15 protein-coding genes are annotated in these 17,654 nt (G+C 61.3%); 8 read left to right on the forward strand and 7 right to left on the reverse strand.

Features of this window, described 5'->3' with window-relative positions:
* Positions 1-14 precede the first annotated feature (14 nt).
* Positions 15-617 carry a CoA pyrophosphatase gene (locus IH404_RS23050; RefSeq protein ID WP_005791136.1) on the reverse strand — a complete coding sequence of 201 codons (603 nt, stop codon included), beginning with the start codon at positions 615-617 and terminating at the stop codon, positions 15-17.
* 147 nt (positions 618-764) lie between these two features.
* Here IH404_RS23050 and IH404_RS23055 point away from each other — a divergent pair, with 147 nt between their 5' ends.
* The 7 genes from IH404_RS23055 to nagE all read left to right on the forward strand — a co-directional run bounded on the left by IH404_RS23055 (position 765) and on the right by nagE (position 9,269).
* The gene (locus tag IH404_RS23055; protein WP_005791137.1) at positions 765-1,313 is read left to right on the forward strand and encodes an NUDIX hydrolase; all 549 of its coding nucleotides are present in this window, start codon (positions 765-767) and stop codon (positions 1,311-1,313) included.
* A 37-nt stretch (positions 1,314-1,350) separates the two neighbouring features.
* Positions 1,351-1,854 carry a L,D-transpeptidase family protein gene (locus IH404_RS23060; protein WP_194439131.1) on the forward strand — a complete coding sequence of 168 codons (504 nt, stop codon included), beginning with the start codon at positions 1,351-1,353 and terminating at the stop codon, positions 1,852-1,854.
* Between the two features lie 262 nt (positions 1,855-2,116).
* Positions 2,117-2,875: a GntR family transcriptional regulator gene (locus tag IH404_RS23065; protein WP_005791139.1), complete on the forward strand. Its 759-nt coding sequence runs from the start codon at positions 2,117-2,119 to the stop codon at positions 2,873-2,875.
* Positions 2,876-2,885: 10 nt separating this feature from the next.
* Positions 2,886-3,992 carry an N-acetylglucosamine-6-phosphate deacetylase gene (gene nagA / locus IH404_RS23070; RefSeq protein ID WP_194439133.1) on the forward strand — a complete coding sequence of 369 codons (1,107 nt, stop codon included), beginning with the start codon at positions 2,886-2,888 and terminating at the stop codon, positions 3,990-3,992.
* The gene (locus IH404_RS23075; protein WP_194439135.1) at positions 3,973-4,995 is read left to right on the forward strand and encodes an SIS domain-containing protein; all 1,023 of its coding nucleotides are present in this window, start codon (positions 3,973-3,975) and stop codon (positions 4,993-4,995) included. Before nagA ends, IH404_RS23075 begins: the two co-directional genes overlap by 20 nt.
* A gap of 30 nt (positions 4,996-5,025) precedes the next feature.
* Complete coding sequence (gene ptsP, locus IH404_RS23080) at positions 5,026-7,536, forward strand: phosphoenolpyruvate--protein phosphotransferase (RefSeq protein WP_194440706.1); 2,511 nt, start codon at positions 5,026-5,028, stop codon at positions 7,534-7,536.
* A gap of 26 nt (positions 7,537-7,562) precedes the next feature.
* Complete coding sequence (gene nagE / locus IH404_RS23085; RefSeq protein WP_005791143.1) at positions 7,563-9,269, forward strand: N-acetylglucosamine-specific PTS transporter subunit IIBC; 1,707 nt, start codon at positions 7,563-7,565, stop codon at positions 9,267-9,269.
* Positions 9,270-9,400: 131 nt separating this feature from the next.
* On the opposite strand, the gene IH404_RS23090 is transcribed toward nagE, so the two are convergent.
* From IH404_RS23090 to purL, 5 genes are all read right to left on the reverse strand, one after another.
* Entirely contained in the window at positions 9,401-9,694 is a 294-nt protein-coding gene (locus IH404_RS23090; protein ID WP_005791144.1) for a DUF6124 family protein, read from the reverse strand.
* Between the two features lie 201 nt (positions 9,695-9,895).
* Positions 9,896-10,342 carry a hypothetical protein gene (locus tag IH404_RS23095; protein ID WP_032803705.1) on the reverse strand — a complete coding sequence of 149 codons (447 nt, stop codon included), beginning with the start codon at positions 10,340-10,342 and terminating at the stop codon, positions 9,896-9,898.
* Complete coding sequence (locus IH404_RS23100; protein WP_005791146.1) at positions 10,326-10,964, reverse strand: DUF6036 family nucleotidyltransferase; 639 nt, start codon at positions 10,962-10,964, stop codon at positions 10,326-10,328. The genes IH404_RS23095 and IH404_RS23100 overlap by 17 nt, the downstream gene beginning before the upstream one ends.
* 313 nt (positions 10,965-11,277) lie before the next feature.
* Complete coding sequence (locus tag IH404_RS23105; protein WP_003193986.1) at positions 11,278-11,589, reverse strand: NIF3 1; 312 nt, start codon at positions 11,587-11,589, stop codon at positions 11,278-11,280.
* A gap of 4 nt (positions 11,590-11,593) precedes the next feature.
* A complete protein-coding gene (gene purL, locus IH404_RS23110; RefSeq protein WP_005791147.1) occupies positions 11,594-15,490 on the reverse strand; it encodes a phosphoribosylformylglycinamidine synthase in 3,897 nt (1,298 codons plus the stop codon).
* Positions 15,491-15,776: 286 nt separating this feature from the next.
* On the opposite strand from purL, the gene mltF reads away from it, so the two are divergent.
* Positions 15,777-17,237, forward strand: coding sequence for a membrane-bound lytic murein transglycosylase MltF (gene mltF / locus IH404_RS23115; RefSeq protein ID WP_005791148.1), 1,461 nt, complete (start codon positions 15,777-15,779; stop codon positions 17,235-17,237).
* A gap of 136 nt (positions 17,238-17,373) precedes the next feature.
* On the opposite strand, the gene IH404_RS23120 is transcribed toward mltF, so the two are convergent.
* Positions 17,374-17,652, reverse strand: coding sequence for a PTS transporter subunit EIIB (locus tag IH404_RS23120; RefSeq protein ID WP_005791149.1), 279 nt, complete (start codon positions 17,650-17,652; stop codon positions 17,374-17,376).
* Positions 17,653-17,654 lie beyond the last annotated feature (2 nt).

Here is a 17,654-nt window from a genome sequence, read left to right on the forward strand (position 1 = left end):
ATTCATGCGATGGCTTAGATATTGATAAAACTCTTGGGCGGCTGGTGCAGGCTGATCTTGGCGTCGTCATAGAGCAGATTGATCAGCTCGACGATCATGATCGCCGTCAGGCCCCAGATCTTGTATTCGCCGAAGCGGTAGCTGGGCACATACCAACTTCGGCCCTGGTAATCGATGCGGTGGGTATGCTCGCGTGGGTCCTGTCGGAAAAACTCCAGGGGCACACTGAAGACTGCGGCGATTTCGGCGTCGTTGGCCAGGTATTCGACGTAGTCAGGGATCACGCCCACATAGGGCGTTACGCGGATGCCATGCAGGGAAATCAGCGGGCTCAACGGGCCAATGACCTCAACCAGCCCCGGCGGCAGGCCGATTTCTTCTTCGGCTTCGCGCAAGGCGGTAAAGATCAGGTCCGGGTCTTCAGGGTCACGCCGCCCGCCAGGAAAGGCCACTTCGCCACCATGGGTCGACAGGCCGCTGGCGCGCAGGGTCAGGATCAGCTCGGGTTCATCACTGCGGGTAATCGGTACCAGCACCGCGGCCTCGGGGAAACGCCCGTCAGTCTCAAGCAGGTGAGGGGTGTGATTGCTTACCCGGCGAAGTAGCTCGTCCAGCATGAGTCATCTCGGTCTGTTGGCTACCTTGCATCATGCACCAAAGCGTGAACGCGCCCAACCCCAAAACCGCAGGGCTGTCGCTAAACGACAACTTGCAGGAACGCCCGGCACCAAGCCAAGATGTGCCCATTGTTCAGGAACCCCAGCATGAATTTCTGCAGCCAGTGCGGCAAACCGGTGACCCAACGCATTCCCGAAGGCGACGCACGCCTGCGTTATGTATGCGATCACTGCTCGACCATTCATTACCAGAACCCCAATATCGTCGCCGGTACCGTACCGGTGTGGGGCGACAAAGTGTTGCTGTGCCGCCGCGCCATCGAGCCACGCCTGGGTTACTGGACCCTGCCCGCAGGCTTTATGGAAAACGGCGAGACCGTGGAACAGGCGGCCATGCGTGAAACCCTGGAAGAAGCCTGCGCCCGGGTGCGTAACCTGAACATCTATACCCTGATCGATGTGCCGCACATCAGCCAGGTGCATATTTTCTACCGCGCCGAGCTGATCGACCTGGACTTTGCCGCAGGCCCGGAAAGCCTGGAAGTGAAGCTGTTCGATGAAGCTGATATCCCTTGGTCCGAGCTGGCTTTCCGCACGGTCGGACGTACCTTAGAATGCTTTTTCGCTGACCGTCGCCAACAGGTGTACCCGGTACGTAGCGAGTCCGTGCCACCGCTGTCCAAGCCCGCCCAATAACAAGCCGGCCGATTGTCGCCAAAGGGATACCGTTTCAATGCGCTGGTTGCTTGCTCTGATCTGCCTGTCGTTCGCCACGCTGTCGCCAGCCGCAACCCAAATCACCCTGGGCGGCAAACCGGTCGAAAAAGTCCTGGTGCTCAAGTCCGCTCATCAGCTGCAATTGATCAACGACGGCAAACCGTTCAAGACCTACCGCATTTCCCTGGGCAAGAACCCCAAGGGCCACAAGCTGATCGAAGGCGACCGCCGTACCCCCGAGGGTTTCTACTGGATCGACTGGCGCAAGACCAGCGACCGCTTCAACCTGGCCATGCACATCTCCTACCCGAACATCAGCGACGCCGCCCGCGCCCGCCGCGAAGGGGTGAAACCGGGCAGCATGATCATGATCCACGGCACGCCCGACACCGAAGACTACCCGGAACAGTGGTTCCACACCCTGGACTGGACCGACGGCTGCATCGGCATGCGTAATGTGGATATGCGTGAAGTCTGGAACCTGGTCAAGGACGGCACCCTGATCGAGATCCGGCCGTAATCTCGTACCGTTCGTAAATTAATTCGAAAATAATTCCTGCCTCCAGCAGCGCCTGCCGGTGAATACCAGTTCACCGCGCGGGACAGTGCACTTGTGCGCGACACAAAGACCTCTCTAATACCACTTGATACCAAGCCCCATTAAAGAGCCCTGAAACCGGGGCTTGCACCGTTTTGGTAGCATTGACATGGTATTTAAGTGGTATTAATTTCCGGCCATTACCGGGCGACAACACTCCAATAACGCATCGGAAACCTGACAGATGAATCCCATCCTGGCCCTGCGCCCCGACGACAAGCAATCCACGCCGCTGTACCTGCAACTGGCTCGCAGCCTTGAAGCGGCGATCCATGCCGGCCAGTGGAAATCCGAGCAGGCCCTGCCCTCGGAGCGTGCGCTCAGCGAGCAGTTGAGCATCTCGCGGGTCACTGCCCGTAAAGCGCTGGAAGTGTTGCTTGCCCAAGGCCTGATCCGCCGCAGCCAGGGCTCCGGCACCTTTATCACGCCGCGCCTGGAACAACCCTTGTCGCGCTTGTCGGGGTTCAGCGAAATGCTGCGGCTCAAGGGCTTTGTGCCCACCTCCCAGTGGCTGGAGCGCGACATCACCCCGCCGACCCACGAAGAGCTGATCCGCCTGTGCCTGTCGCCTACCGACAAAGTGGCGCGCCTCAAGCGTCTGCGCAAAGCCGATGACACGGTGATGGCGATTGAAATGACCGCCATGCCCGCCTCGGTGTTGCCACACCCGCAAGCCATCGGCAATTCGCTGTACGAATACCTGGAAGGCATCGGCAAGCCCATCGTGCGCGCCCTGCAACATATCCAGGCGATCAACGCCTCGGACGAGTTCGCCAAGCTGGTCGGCATCGCCCCCGGCACCGCCATGCTGCTGATGACCCGCGTGGGCTACACCGCCGACAACACGCCGATTGAAATCACCGACACCTACTGCCGCAACGACTACTACGACTTTGTCGCAGAGCTGCGCCGTCATGACTACTCCGCCGAATTGCGAATTTAGAGAACTGCCCATGTCAGAAGACAATATCCTCACGCCCAGCGGCTGGATGCGCGGCCGCCTGGTGCACGAACACGGCAAGGTGGTTGCCATCGAAGGCACGCCTTGCGACCCGGCTGACAACGACCTGCCCTACCTGCTGCCAGGCTTTATCGACCTGCATGTACACGGCGGTGGCGGTGCCGACATCATGGAAGGGGCGCAGGCCTTCGAGACCATTACCCGCACCCACGTGCGTTTTGGGACCACCTCGCTATTGGCCACCACCATGACGGCGCCGGTGGAAGAAATCACCAGCGTCCTCGGTGAACTCGGCAGGTTCTGCGAGCAACGCCCGACAGGTAGCGCCCGGGTACTGGGCGTGCACCTGGAAGGCCCCTACATCAACCCGGGCAAACTCGGCGCCCAACCCAACTTCGCCCACACCGCATTGATGGCCGAAGTCGAAGACTACCTGCGCCTGGCGCCGATCCGAGTGATCACCATCGCCCCGGAAATTGCCGGCCATGACGGCCTGATCCGCGCCCTCAGCCAACGCGGCGTGCGCATGCAGATCGGCCACACCCTGGGCAGCTATGAAGAAGGCGTCGCCGCCCTCGCCGCCGGCGCCACCAGCTTCACCCATTTGTACAACGCCATGAGCCCGCTGCACCACCGCGAGCCGGGCATCGTCGGCGCCGCGCTGGCCCACGCCCAATACGCCGAGCTGATCCCGGACCTGCTCCACGTACACCCCGGCGCCATGCGCGTGGCCTTGCGTTCGATCCCGTGCCTGTACTGCGTCACTGACTCCACCGCCGCCGCCGGCATGCCCGACGGCGAATACAAGCTGGGCAGCCACACAGTGACCAAATGCCTGGGTGGCGTACGCCTGGCCGACGGCACCCTGGCCGGCAGCACCCTGACCATGGACCAGGCGCTGCGCAACCTGGTGAAAATCGGCCTGCCCATCAGTGAAGCCTCACAGCGCCTGTCGCAATTTCCTGCGGACTACCTGGGCCTGGAAGAACGCGGCCGCCTGCAACCGGGCAGCTATGCCGACTGCGTGCGCCTGGACCGCTCCCTGACACTCACCGACGTAATGGTCGAAGGAGAAACCATTGACTTCAAAAATGCTTGAAGAGGCCCTGGCCTCCTGCGACGCCGTCGCGGCACAACTGCAACGCCTGAACCCGCAGTTGGAAGAAATCGCCGGTCGCCTGCGTCGCCAGCCGCCGCAAGTGGCGATGACCATTGCCCGCGGCAGCTCCGACCACGCCGCCAGCTACTTCGCCTACCTGGCCATGCAGCATGTGGGCATCCCGGTGGCGTCGTTGCCAATGTCGGTGGTGACCCTGTTGCAGGCACCGATGAAAGTCAGCGGCCAGGTGGCGTTTGGGTTCTCCCAGTCGGGGCAGAGCCCGGACCTGGTCAACAGCCTGCGACTGCTGCGCAAGCGCGGCGCCCTGAGCATCTCGCTGGTGAACGCCGAAGACTCGCCGCTGGAAGCCGCCTGTGAATTCCACGTGCCACTGTGCGCCGGGCCGGAACAAAGCGTGGCCGCGACCAAGAGTTTTATCGCCACCCTCAGCGCCAGCGCGCAATTGATCGGCCACTGGAACCAGGAAACCGAGTTGCTCCAGGCCTGCCAGGCGCTGCCCGACGGTTTGCGTGAAGCCGCCCGGCAGGATTGGACCCAAGCCATCGAGGCCCTGCGCGACTGCCAGCAATTGATGGTAATCGGCCGCGGCGCCGGGTTTGCCATCGCCCAGGAAGCTGCGCTCAAGCTCAAGGAAACTTCGGCGATCCAGGCCGAAGCCTTCAGCAGCGCAGAGGTGCGCCACGGGCCGATGGCCTTGATCGACGAAAACTACCCGCTACTGGTGTTCGCCCCACGCGGCGCCGAGCAGCCCGGCCTGTTGAGCCTGGCCGCCGATATGCGCCAACGCGGCGCCCGCGTGCTGCTGGCCGCACCGGACGATATCGCCGAACGCGACCTGACCCTTAGTCGCGCCGAACATCCGAGCCTGGACCCGATCCTGACAATCCAGAGCTTCTACGTGATGGCCGCCGGCCTGGCTGAGGCACGGGGCATGAACCCGGACCAGCCGCGCCACCTGAGCAAAGTCACCCGCACGCACTAAAGCGGCGTTTTCCTGATGAGTACCGTGCCCATGCCCAACAACAATAATCCATTGACCTTAAGCGCCCCCTTGAGTGGGCCGGTGCTGGCCCTGAACAGCGTCCCCGACGAAGTGTTCGCCAGCGGCGCCATGGGCGACGGGATTGCCATCGACCCGTTGAACGATTGCCTGCACGCGCCCTGTGACGGCGTGATCATCCATGTCGCCCGCACCGGTCATGCATTGACCATCCGCGCCGACAACGGTGCCGAAGTGCTGATGCACGTGGGCATCGACACCGTGGAGCTCAATGGCGAAGGCTTTGCCTTGCTGGTGAAGGATGGCGCACGGGTGAGCGAGGGCCAGCCGTTGGTGCAGTTTGATCTGGACCGCATTGCGCGCCAGTGCAAAAGCCTGGTGAGCCTGATCATCCTGACCAACAGTGACCGCTTCGAGCTGCAACCCATCGCGAGCAAGACCGTGAAGCTCGGTGAATCACTGATGCGGATTGCCCTGCGCACATCCGCGCCGGTTCAAACCGCTGTGGATAACTCGGTCGCAGAAGTGAGCGCCACGGTACGCATCACCCATCGTGGCGGCTTGCATGCGCGCCCTGCCGCGCTGATCCGCAAGACTGCCCAGGGCTTCAGCAGCCAATCGCAGCTGCACTTCGGTGATAAGACCGCGGCTTGCGACAGCCTGATCGGCCTGATGGGGTTGGGTATTGGCGAAGGTGACGAGGTACGGGTGACCTGTCGTGGCAAGGATGGCGAGGCGGCGTTACAGGCACTGGTCGCCGCGCTGTCCGTGGCGATCCACGAGGAGCATCACGCGCCGGTCGTTGCCGCGCCACGCCGGGCGAATACCGAAGCCAATGTGCTGCAAGGCGTATGCGCGGCACCCGGTCTGGTATGTGGGCCATTGTTCCGCCTGACGGGCATCGAGCTGCCGCAGGACAGCGGCAATCATAGCGTCGACGAACAACTGCAACGCCTGAATGCCGCCCTTGACCAAGTGCGCGGCGAAATCCGCAACACGCTGGACCAGGCGCGCCAACGCAAGAATGTCGAAGAAGAAGAGATCTTCGCCGCCCACCTCGCCCTGCTGGAAGACCCGGCATTACTCGACGCAGCCACCGCCGCCATCGAACAAGGCAGCGCCGCCACCCATGCCTGGCGTGATGCGATCCAGGCCCAATGCGCCGTACTGCTGGCGTTGGGCAAGCCGCTGTTTGCCGAGCGCGCCAATGACCTGCGAGACCTTCAACAACGGGTGCTGCGTGCGTTGCTGGGTGAAGCCTGGCATTTCGAATTGCCGGCGGGGGCGATTGTCAGCGCCCATGAGCTGACGCCTTCGGACTTGCTGCAACTGAGCGCGCAACAGGCCGCGGGCATCTGCATGGCCGAAGGCGGTGCGACCTCCCATGTGGCGATTTTGGCCCGGGGCAAAGGCCTGCCGTGCCTCGTCGCCCTGGGCAATGAAGTGCTCGACGTACCCCAAGGCCAGCGGGTGGTGCTCGATGCCGCCAACGGCCGTCTGGAACTGGCGCCCAGCGATGCACGTCACGCCGAAGTTCACCAGATTCGCGAAACACAGAAATTACGACGCCAGCAGCAACAGGCCCAAGCCCGGCAACCGGCATGCACCACCGATGGCGTGACGGTTGAAGTCGCGGCGAATGTCGCCTCCAGCGCCGAAGCCCAAGTGGCGTTTGACAACGGCGCCGACGGCGTCGGCCTGCTGCGCACCGAATTCCTCTTCGTCGACCGCCGTACCGCGCCGGATGAGCAGGAACAACGCCAGGCTTATCAGGCCGTGCTGGATGCCATGGGCGACAAGTCGGTGATCATCCGCACCATCGATGTGGGCGGCGACAAGCAGCTCGACTACCTGCCGCTGCCTGTCGAGGCCAACCCGGTGCTGGGCCTGCGCGGTATTCGCATGGCCCAGGTGCGCCCGGAACTGCTCGACCAGCAACTGCGCGCCCTGTTGCAAATCTCGCCACTGGCGCGCTGCCGCATCCTGCTGCCGATGGTCAGCGAGGTGGATGAATTGCTGCAGATTCGCCAGCGCCTGGATGAACTGTGCGTGGAGCTGGAGCTGACGCAGCGCCCCGAGCTGGGCGTGATGATCGAAGTGCCCGCCGCCGCGCTGATGGCCGAGCAGTTGGCCAAACATGCTGACTTCTTGTCCATCGGCACCAATGACCTGTCCCAATACACCCTGGCCATGGACCGCGACCACGCAGGCCTGGCCGCCCGGGTCGACGCCCTGCACCCGGCACTGCTGCGGTTGATTGCCCAGACTTGCACCGGGGCGGCCAAGCATGGTCGCTGGGTCGGCGTGTGCGGTGCCTTGGCATCTGACCCACTGGCCACGCCGGTACTGGTCGGCCTGGGGGTCAGCGAACTGTCGGTAAGCCCGCCGCAGATCGGCGAAATCAAGGACCGCGTCCGCCACCTGGACGCGGCGCAATGCCGGCAACTGAGCCTTGAGCTGCTCGACCTGAGCAGCGCCAAGGCCGTTCGCCAAGCCTGTCAACACCACTGGCCGCTGAGCTGAAAACAACAAGAATAGGGAGACACGCCATGTACCAACACTTTATCGAAGGCCTGCAACGCCTGGGCCGCGCGCTGATGCTGCCGATTGCGATCCTGCCAATCGCCGGCCTCTTGCTGCGCCTGGGCGACACCGACTTGCTCAACATCGCGGTGATGCACGATGCCGGGCAGGCGATCTTCGCCAACCTGGCGCTGATCTTCGCCATCGGCATCGCCGTGGGCTTTGCCCGCGACAACAACGGCACGGCCGGCCTGGCGGGGGCGATTGGCTACCTGGTGATGATCTCCACGCTCAAGGTGATGGACACGTCCATTAACATGGGCATGCTCGCCGGTATCGCCAGTGGCCTGATGGCGGGCGGGCTGTATAACCGCTTCAAGGACATCAAGCTGCCGGAGTACCTGGCATTCTTTGGTGGGCGACGCTTTGTGCCGATTGTCACCGGTTTTTCGGCGGTGGGCCTGGGCGTGATCTTCGGCCTGATCTGGCCGCCGATCCAGCACGGCATCAACAGCTTTGGCGTGTTGCTGATGGAAAGCGGCAGTCTGGGTGCGTTCGTGTTTGGCGTGTTCAACCGCCTGCTGATCGTCACCGGATTGCACCACATCCTCAACAACATGGCGTGGTTCGTGTTCGGCACGTTTACCGACCCGGCAACCGGCGCGGTGGTGACCGGCGACCTGACCCGCTACTTTGCCGGCGACCCGAAAGGCGGCCAGTTCATGACCGGCATGTTCCCGGTGATGCTGTTCGGCCTGCCGGCTGCGTGCCTGGCGATGTACCGCAATGCGTTGCCTGAGCGGCGCAAAGTGATGGGCGGGATCTTCCTGTCCATGGCGCTGACGTCATTCTTGACCGGGGTGACCGAGCCGATTGAATTTGCCTTCATGTTCCTGGCACCGTTCCTGTACCTGATCCACGCCGTGCTGACGGGCCTGTCGATGGCTGTTACCAATATGTTGAATATCCACCTCGGCTTTACCTTCTCCGGTGGGTTTATCGACATGGTGCTGGGTTGGGGCAAGTCCACCAATGGCTGGCTGGTGGTACCGGTGGGCCTGGCCTACTCGGTGATCTACTACACGGTGTTCAGCTACTGCATCCGCCGCTTCAACCTCAAGACACCGGGGCGTGAAGATATCCAGGTGGTGCAGGCTGAAGCGATGAGTGATAACCAGCGTGCCACGGCATATATCCAGGCGCTGGGTGGTGCTGAGAATCTGCTGAGTGTGGGTGCCTGCACCACGCGGCTGCGCTTGGACATGGTGGATCGCAACAAGGCGGTGGATGCTGAACTGAAAGCACTGGGCGCCATGGCTGTAGTGCGCCCGGGTAACGGCGGTAGTTTGCAGGTGGTGGTTGGGCCGATGGCCGATAGCATTGCCGATGAAATTCGCTTGGCGATGCCGGGGTTTGTTGCCACAGCACCTGTAGCAGTTGCACCTGGGGATAAGCCCGTGACGGTGAATGTGCAAGAGGCCGAAAAATGGCTGAATGCTCTGGGTGGCCGAGGGAATGTACGCCAACTAGGAGCGGTGGCGATGACCCGGTTGCGGGTGGAGTTGGGGGATGATTCGGGGTTGTCTGAAGCTCAGCTCACTGCACTCGGTTGCCAAGGTGTGAGTCAGCTTGAGAGCGGTGTTTGGCACTTGTTGATTGGTGACAAGGCCTCTGGGCTGGGTGAGGCGTTGGAGCGGTTGGTCAGTGCCCGTGAGGTCGGCGCCAGGGTTTAGAGAGGTAGTGACTGTTCTGGCCTCATCGGGAGCAAGTCAAATCGTCGCACCGCCCCTCCCACATTTGAAGGTATTCACAATTCAAAATGTGGGAGGGGGCTTGCTCCCGATTGGCCCTCACAGGCGCCTGATCACTTCTGCTCAGGCACCTCAACTAAATCCAGCACCCGATCCACCATCAACTGAATCCCTTCCACCATCCGATGAATACCCAGCACTGCATCACGCTGGGGACCGTCGACATCAAAAGCCAGATGACCCGCCAGTGCCTGCACGGATGCCAGGTCTTGGGAGGCGTTGGCGAGCAGAGTTTCGCTGTTCAGACTGGGTAGTACGGTGAAGATCTGGTCGGACGGTGAATCACCAGCTTGGCGGGACTCGGCTTGAGATGAGATTGAACCAGTTAGCAAGTTGTCGCTGATCATCATTAAACTCCATATGGAATAGGCTCCTAGTGATTTTTCAGGCTTGCAGTCCCGGTCACTGAATTGGCAGCGACGCGAGAAGATTAGTTGTGCGAGTTCCGACGGACAACCTGAAAGGCTTGCCGGAAATCTCCGAGAACTGAAGACATCGCAGACAGCAAAAACCCGGACTAAGCCGGGTTCTTTGATAGCTATCTATACCTAGGCAGACGCCGCACGCTGTTCGGCTTCATAGTGGCGGGTCTGAAAAGGCATCAAGGTCTGAACCTTCAAACCCAGACCCTCACATAATCCCCAGGACATTGCCAGTTCGTCACGACGACTGCGCAACGCAACAGCGCCTTGGGATTTCACGTATTGCCTTGAGGCTGAGAACAGTTCAAGCGCCTTCAACGCTTCCTTTACCCGACTATCGGTCGCACACGAAAAGCGTGTGAAGCGCTCAAGCAAATAGCCTGCGCGACGAAGCTCTACCTCACTGGAGTGCTCCTGAATGAACGCCCTCACCTCGTCCACAAGATTCGTATCCGAATACCACACAGCTTTCGCTGCACTGACCAACGCAGCATCATCAGCCTGATTCAAGGGGCTTTTGACCAGTGTGTCCAAGGCGGACGAGAGGACCGGACCGTTAAAGGGCTTCGCCATCTGCAGTCTCCAGATAATCGTGCAAGATATTGGTCAGTATGGATCTGGGTGGCTCTTTGTTGCCAACATACATATCAATCGCCTGCAATGCCAGCTGACGGAGCTCAGCGGTCACTATGAAGCCAGCCCTGAGCAACGCCATGATGTCATCTACATCCTGATCAGTGGCTCTGCCCAATTTGGAGATTGCAATGTCGATAGGCGCAGCTACATGAAGATGCAGCGCAGACTCAAGAGGAAACTCTTCCAGGGGAAGACTTCGCTCCCAGTAGTCTTCGTGGAGCGGACCAAAGCTAGTGTTGTATTGGAGGTCATAGTTCAACTCCATGACACGGCCAGACTGCTCATCGAAAAACTGTTCTGGAAACTCTGCAAGCAATGTTCGTAGGCGCAGCGTGTCTTGAGTATTTGCGCAATAAATCTCCGCATCCACGTCCGTGGACACACGGTGGTGGGTATATAAATGAACAGCACAACCACCGAATACAATGACCTGGACCGCGCCCGGACTGGCGCCTTCGAGCGTCAATTCCATTTCAATGGCTCTGAACATTGAAATCAGAGCTTGCCCTAGCGCAGAGCTGGTATTGAGGCGAGGAACAACGAAATCTGGAATTTGCATATTGAATTTCAAACCGTACGCAAGATCATTGCTGGACGGGTCTTGAATTCAAGCCCCGATCACTGAGCTATCAGTGACCGATTGAGGCTAGGGAGACAGGTTCCGACGGACAACCTGAAAGGCTTATCGGAAAGTTCTGAGGCGCTTGCACCGACGCCATCGCAGGCAAGCCAGCTCCCACATGGGATTGATGTACGGTCTGACACCGGGGTCAAATGTGGGAGCTGGCTTGCCTGCGATTGGCACTTACAGCCAACAAAAAACCCGCTGACCAAACTGGCCCAGCGGGTTTCTTGTTTATGCAGCCAGCCGATTAAAAATCCGCCAACTGCCACACCTCATACGCCGGTGTCTCATACGGATGGCTAAGCTTGAGTGCAGCCACAACCGCCACAATCAACTCATCCGCCACCACCAGCTCCACCTTCCATTCCTCAACCACTTCAACCTGACCGACCTGCCCGATAAACGGCTGACTGCCGTCCAACGCGCGGAATTGGCCCTGGCCCAGCACTTGCCAGGCGCAGCTGTCGTAGTCGCCGATGCGCCCACCGCCGGCTGCGAAGACGGCGGTTTTCACCGTCTCTACATGGCTGTCGGGCACGAAGAAGGCGAGCTTGTACACGGCCTTAGTTCACCCACACGCGAGCGTTGCGGAACATGCGCATCCAGGCGCCGTCTTCGTTCCACTCTTCCGGGCGCCACGAGTTCTGCACGGCGCGGAATACACGCTCCGGGTGCGGCATCATGATGGTGACGCGACCGTCGCGGCTGGTGAGGCCGGTAATGCCGCGCGGCGAGCCGTTCGGGTTGGCCGGGTAGCTTTCGGTGACCTTGCCGTGGTTGTCGACGAAACGCAGGGCCACGGTGCCGGACAGGTCGGCTTCAAGCAGCGCTTCTTCGCTGGCGAACTCGGCATGGCCCTCACCGTGGGCGATGGCGATTGGCATACGCGAACCGGCCATGCCTTGCAGGAAGATCGAGTTGGACTCCTGCACCTGCACCATGGCGACACGGGCTTCGAACTGCTCGGAACGGTTGCGCACAAAGTGCGGCCAGAACTCGCTGCCCGGGATCAGTTCGCTGAGGTTGGACATCATCTGGCAACCGTTGCACACACCCAGGGTGAAGCTGTCGTTGCGTTCGAAGAAGCCCTGGAACGCGTCGCGAGCGCGGCTGTTGAACAGCGCCGACTTGGCCCAGCCTTCACCGGCACCCAGCACGTCGCCGTAGGAGAAACCACCGCAGGCCACCAGGCCTTTGAACTCGTTGAGATCAACGCGACCGGCGAGGATATCGCTCATGTGCACGTCAATCGCATTGAAACCGGCGCGATCGAACGCCGCGGCCATTTCCACCTGACCGTTGACGCCCTGCTCACGCAGTACGGCAACCTGTGGGCGAATGCCCTTCTTGATGTAAGGCGCGGCGATGTCCTGGTTGACGTCGAAGCTGAGCATGGTGCTCAGGCCCGGGTTGTCTTCTTCCAGGATCACGTCGAATTCCTGCTCGGCGCAGTCGGCGTTGTCGCGCAGGCGCTGGATCTGGTAGCTGGTCTCGGCCCACTGGCGTTGCAGCAGGCGGCGCTGACCGGTAAAGACCGTGTCGCCGTTGAACGAGATATTGACTTCGCCATTGTTGATCGGCTGGCCAATTACCGCCACGCATTCGGCAAGGCCGGCAGCGCTGAACTGGGCGAGTACATCCGGGGTAGCGTCCTGACGCACCTGAATCACTGCACCCAACTCTTCGTTGAACAGGATGCCGTTGATTTCCGCAGCATCCTCGGCAACGCTGTCGAGCACGATGTTCAGGCCGCAGTGGCCAGCGAAGGCCATCTCGACAACGCTGGTCAGCAAACCACCGTCGGAGCGGTCGTGGTAAGCCAGCAGGTGACCGTCGGCGTTGAGGCCCTGGATCACGGCGAAGAAGGCTTTCAGGTCTTCGGCGTCATCGACGTCCGGTGCCTGTTTGCCCAACTTGCCATGGGTCTGCGCCAGGATCGAAGCGCCCATGCGGTTCTGGCCACGGCCCAGGTCGATCAGGATCAGGTCAGTGGTGCCCTTGTCCATGCGCAGTTGCGGCGTCAGGGTCTGGCGGATGTCGGTGACCGGCGCGAAACCGGTGACGATCAGCGACAGCGGCGAGGTCACGCTCTTGTCGGTGCCATCTTCGTTCCAACGGGTGGCCATGGACATGGAGTCCTTGCCCACCGGAATGGTGATCCCCAGTTCCGGGCACAGCTCCATGCCGACGGCTTTGACGGTGTCGTACAGGCGCGCATCTTCACCGGGGTGGCCGGCAGCGGACATCCAGTTGGCCGACAGTTTGATGTCGGACAGCTTGCCGATACGCGAGGCCGCGATGTTGGTCAGGGTTTCACCAATCGCCATGCGGCCCGACGCCGGAGCGTCCAGCAGGGCCAGCGGCGTGCGCTCGCCCATGGCCATGGCTTCACCGGTGTACACGTCGAAGCTGGTGGCGGTGACGGCAACGTCGGCCACCGGCACCTGCCATGGGCCGACCATTTGGTCACGGGCCACCAGGCCAGTGATGGTGCGGTCGCCAATGGTGATCAAAAAGCTTTTGCTCGCCACGGCCGGGTGGTGCAGCACGCGCTCGATGCTGTCGGCCAGTTCCAGCGTGCTTGGGTCGAAATCATCGCCCAGTTCGTTTTCACGTACCGCCGAACGGTGCATGCGTGGGGCTTTGCCCAGCAGCACTTCCAGCGGCATGTCTACCGGGCTGTTGCCGAAGTGGCTATCGGTAACCGTCAGCTGCGGCTCGGCAGTGGCTTCGCCGACCACGGCAAACGGGCAACGCTCGCGTTCGCAGATGGCCTGGAAACGTGCGAAGTCTTCAGGGCCGACCGCCAGCACGTAGCGTTCCTGGGATTCGTTGCTCCAGATTTCGTGCGGGGCCATGCCCGGCTCGTCGTTTGGAATGTTGCGCAATTCGAAACGGCCACCGCGGTCGCCATCGTTGACCAGTTCCGGGAAGGCGTTGGACAAACCGCCAGCACCGACGTCGTGGATGAAGCTGATCGGGTTCTTGTCGCCCAATTGCCAGCAACGGTCGATGACTTCCTGGCAGCGGCGTTCCATTTCCGGGTTTTCGCGCTGTACGGAAGCAAAATCCAGGTCTGCCGAGCTGGTGCCGGTAGCCATGGAGGACGCTGCGCCGCCGCCCAGGCCGATCAACATGGCCGGGCCGCCGAGCACGATCAGCTTGGAGCCGACCAGGATCTCGCCTTTCTTGACGTGTTCTTCGCGGATGTTGCCCATGCCGCCGGCCAACATGATCGGCTTGTGATAGCCGCGCACTTCATCGCCACGCGGGGTGGTGATGGATTGTTCGAAGGTACGGAAGTAACCGGTCAGCGCCGGACGCCCGAATTCGTTGTTGAACGCGGCGCCGCCCAGGGGGCCTTCGATCATGATGTCCAGCGCGGTGACGATGCGCTCAGGCTTGCCGTACGGCACTTCCCACGGCTGTTCGAAGCCCGGAATCTGCAGGTTGGACACGGTAAAACCGGTGAGGCCCGCCTTGGGCTTGGCGCCACGACCGGTGGCGCCTTCGTCACGGATTTCGCCGCCAGACCCGGTGGCTGCGCCCGGGAATGGGGCAATCGCGGTCGGGTGGTTGTGGGTTTCAACCTTCATCAGGATGTGCACCGGCTCCTGCACCGCGCCGTACTGGCGGGTTTCCGGGTCCGGGAAGAAGCGACCGGCGACGGAGCCGACGATCACCGAGGCATTGTCCTTATAAGCCGACAAAACGCCTTCGCTGTGCATCACGTAGGTGTTCTTGATCATGCCGAACAGGCTTTTTTCCTGGCTCTGACCGTCGATATCCCAACTGGCGTTGAAGATCTTGTGACGGCAGTGCTCGGAGTTGGCCTGGGCGAACATCATCAGTTCGATGTCGTGGGGGTTGCGCTTCAAGCCGGTGAAGGCGTTGACCAGGTAGTCGATCTCGTCTTCGGCCAGGGCCAGGCCCAGCTCGGTGTTGGCCTTCTCGAGGGCGGCGCGGCCACCGCCGAGCACGTCAATCGCGGTCAGCGGCTTGGGCTCGGCGTGGCTGAACAGGCCGGCAGCCTGCTCCAGCTGGCTGACGATGATCTGGGTCATGCGGTCATGCAGGCTGCTGGCGATCAGCTCGGCTTCGGCATCGCTGAACTGGCCAGCGACGTAAAAGGCGATCCCACGCTCCAGGCGCTGGATTTTATCCAGGCCGCAGTTGCGGGCGATGTCACTGGCCTTGCTCGACCAGGGCGAGATGGTGCCGAACCGCGGCAGAACCAGGAACAAGCGGCCAGTCGGCTCTTGAACGGGAACGCTTGGGCCGTACTTCAGAAGGCGTGCCAGCACTTGCTGTTCGTCGGCGGTCAAGACGCCGGTAACGTCGGCGAAGTGAGCAAATTCAGCGTACAGGCCTGTAACAGCTGGAACCTTCTGGCTCAGTTGCTCAAGGAGTTTGCTGTGGCGAAAGGCAGAAAGGGCAGGAGCGCCGCGCAGGATCAACATCTTCGGGACAGCCTCGGGAAGGGGTGTGCTTTGAGGCCGTGCATTCTAGCGTAAACCTTCGCCAACGGCACCCGAAACGGCACCGGTGGCCGCTGCCGAACGTCAGTTGGCAGGGTTTGCACGGCATCGGCAGGAAATCCGCAGTGTCGGGGGCAGTTATTTTAACCGTCACAATGGCGCTCCAGGCCGCGTTTCTGCGGGCTGCAGCACAGTTTTAACCGCGCTAGCAGACAAGTGCAGCGCTGTCGAGATATGGCGCCACGGGCCGTTTGCGTATACTGCGCAGATGTTCTCCCCAACTGTTTTGCGCCCGCGATGGGTCAAATGGCTCATCGCCACCCTGCTCTTCCTGACGCTCAGTGCCTGTGTTGATAAGCCCAGCACGCTTGAGCGAATCAAGGAGGATGGCGTATTGCGGGTGGTCACCCGGAACAGTCCGGCCACGTATTTCCAGGACCGTAACGGTGAGACCGGGTTCGAATATGAACTGGTCAAGCGTTTTGCCGACGAGCTGGGCGTGAAGCTGGAAATCGAGACCGCCGACAACCTCGATGACCTGTTCGGTCAGTTGGGCAAACCCAACGGCCCGGTTCTGGCCGCCGCCGGCCTGGTCAGCAGCGAGCAGCGCCAGCAGCAGGTGCGTTTTTCCCACCCGTACCTGGAAGTGACCCCGCAGATCATCTATCGCAACGGCCAATCGCGCCCCACCAATGCAGCCGATCTGGCGGGCAAGAAGATCATGGTGCTCAAGGGCAGCACTCACGCCGAACAGCTTGCGGCGCTGAAGAAGCAGAACCCTGCAATCGAATACGAAGAATCCGACGCCGTTGAAGTAGTCGACCTGCTGCGCATGGTTGACGAAGGGCAGATCGACCTGACCCTGGTGGACTCCAACGAAGTCGCCATGAACCAGGTGTACTTTCCCAATGTGCGCGTGGCGTTCGACCTCGGCAATGCCAGCAACCAAAGCTGGGCCGTGGCGGCAGGCGACGACAACAGCCTGCTCAACGAAATCAACAGCTACCTGGACAAGGTCGAGAAGAACGGCACGTTGCAGCGTCTGAAAGACCGCTATTACGGACATGTCGACGTACTCGGCTATGTGGGCGCCTATACCTTTGCCCAGCATCTGCAACAACGCCTGCCCAAGTACGAGAAGCACTTTCGTGCCTATGCCAAGGCAGAAAAAGTCGATTGGCGGCTGCTGGCAGCCATCGGCTACCAGGAATCGCTGTGGCAACCGACGGTCACCTCCAAGACCGGCGTGCGCGGCCTGATGATGCTGACCCAGAACACCGCCCAAGCCATGGGCGTGTCCAACCGCCTGGACCCCAAGCAGAGCATCATGGGTGGCGCCAAGTACCTGGCCAGGATCAAGGATGAGCTGGACGACAAGATCGCCGAGCCCGACCGCACCTGGTTTGCCCTCGCCGCCTATAACGTCGGCACCGGTCATCTGGACGATGCACGTATCCTGGCCAAGAAAGAAGGCCTGAACCCGAACAAGTGGCTGGACGTGAAGAAGATGCTGCCGCGCTTGTCGCAGAAGCAGTGGTACAGCAAGACCCGCTATGGTTATGCGCGTGGCGGCGAGCCGGTGCATTTTGTGGCGAACATCCGGCGTTACTACGACATTCTTACCTGGGTGACCCAGCCGCAGCTGGAAGGCAACCAGGTGGTGGAAGGCAACCTGCATGTACCGGGTGTGGACAAGACCAAGCCGCCGCAAGACAGCCCTCAACTCTGATCACGACAGCCCGCACACCGCAAATCCCTGTGGGAGCCGGGCTTGCCCGCGATGGCGGCCTGACAGTCAAGGTATTCGGCGCCTGACACACTGCTATCGCGGGCAAGCCCGGCTCCCACATTTGATCATCGTAGCCTTATAGGCCGGTGAGCAGATGGACCACGCCGCCCGGCAGTACCATTACTGCGGGTACACCGGCAGCCTTCAACGCCGACTCATCCAACCCACCCACCTCCTTCAATTGCACCCTCACACGCGTCAGCGCCACGCGCTGCTGTGACGTGACGTTCCCCTCCCCACCCAATGCACTCAGCACCTCGGCCGACAACAGGCTCGGTGTCGGCGCGGCAACTGTCTCGGCCACCAGGTCCGGGGTCAGGGCTTTCCAGAACGCCCGCTGCAATTTCTCGAACATGC

The sequence above is a fragment of the Pseudomonas sp. OST1909 genome, assembly GCF_015277575.1.
GTDB classification, from domain to species: domain Bacteria; phylum Pseudomonadota; class Gammaproteobacteria; order Pseudomonadales; family Pseudomonadaceae; genus Aquipseudomonas; species Aquipseudomonas synxantha_A.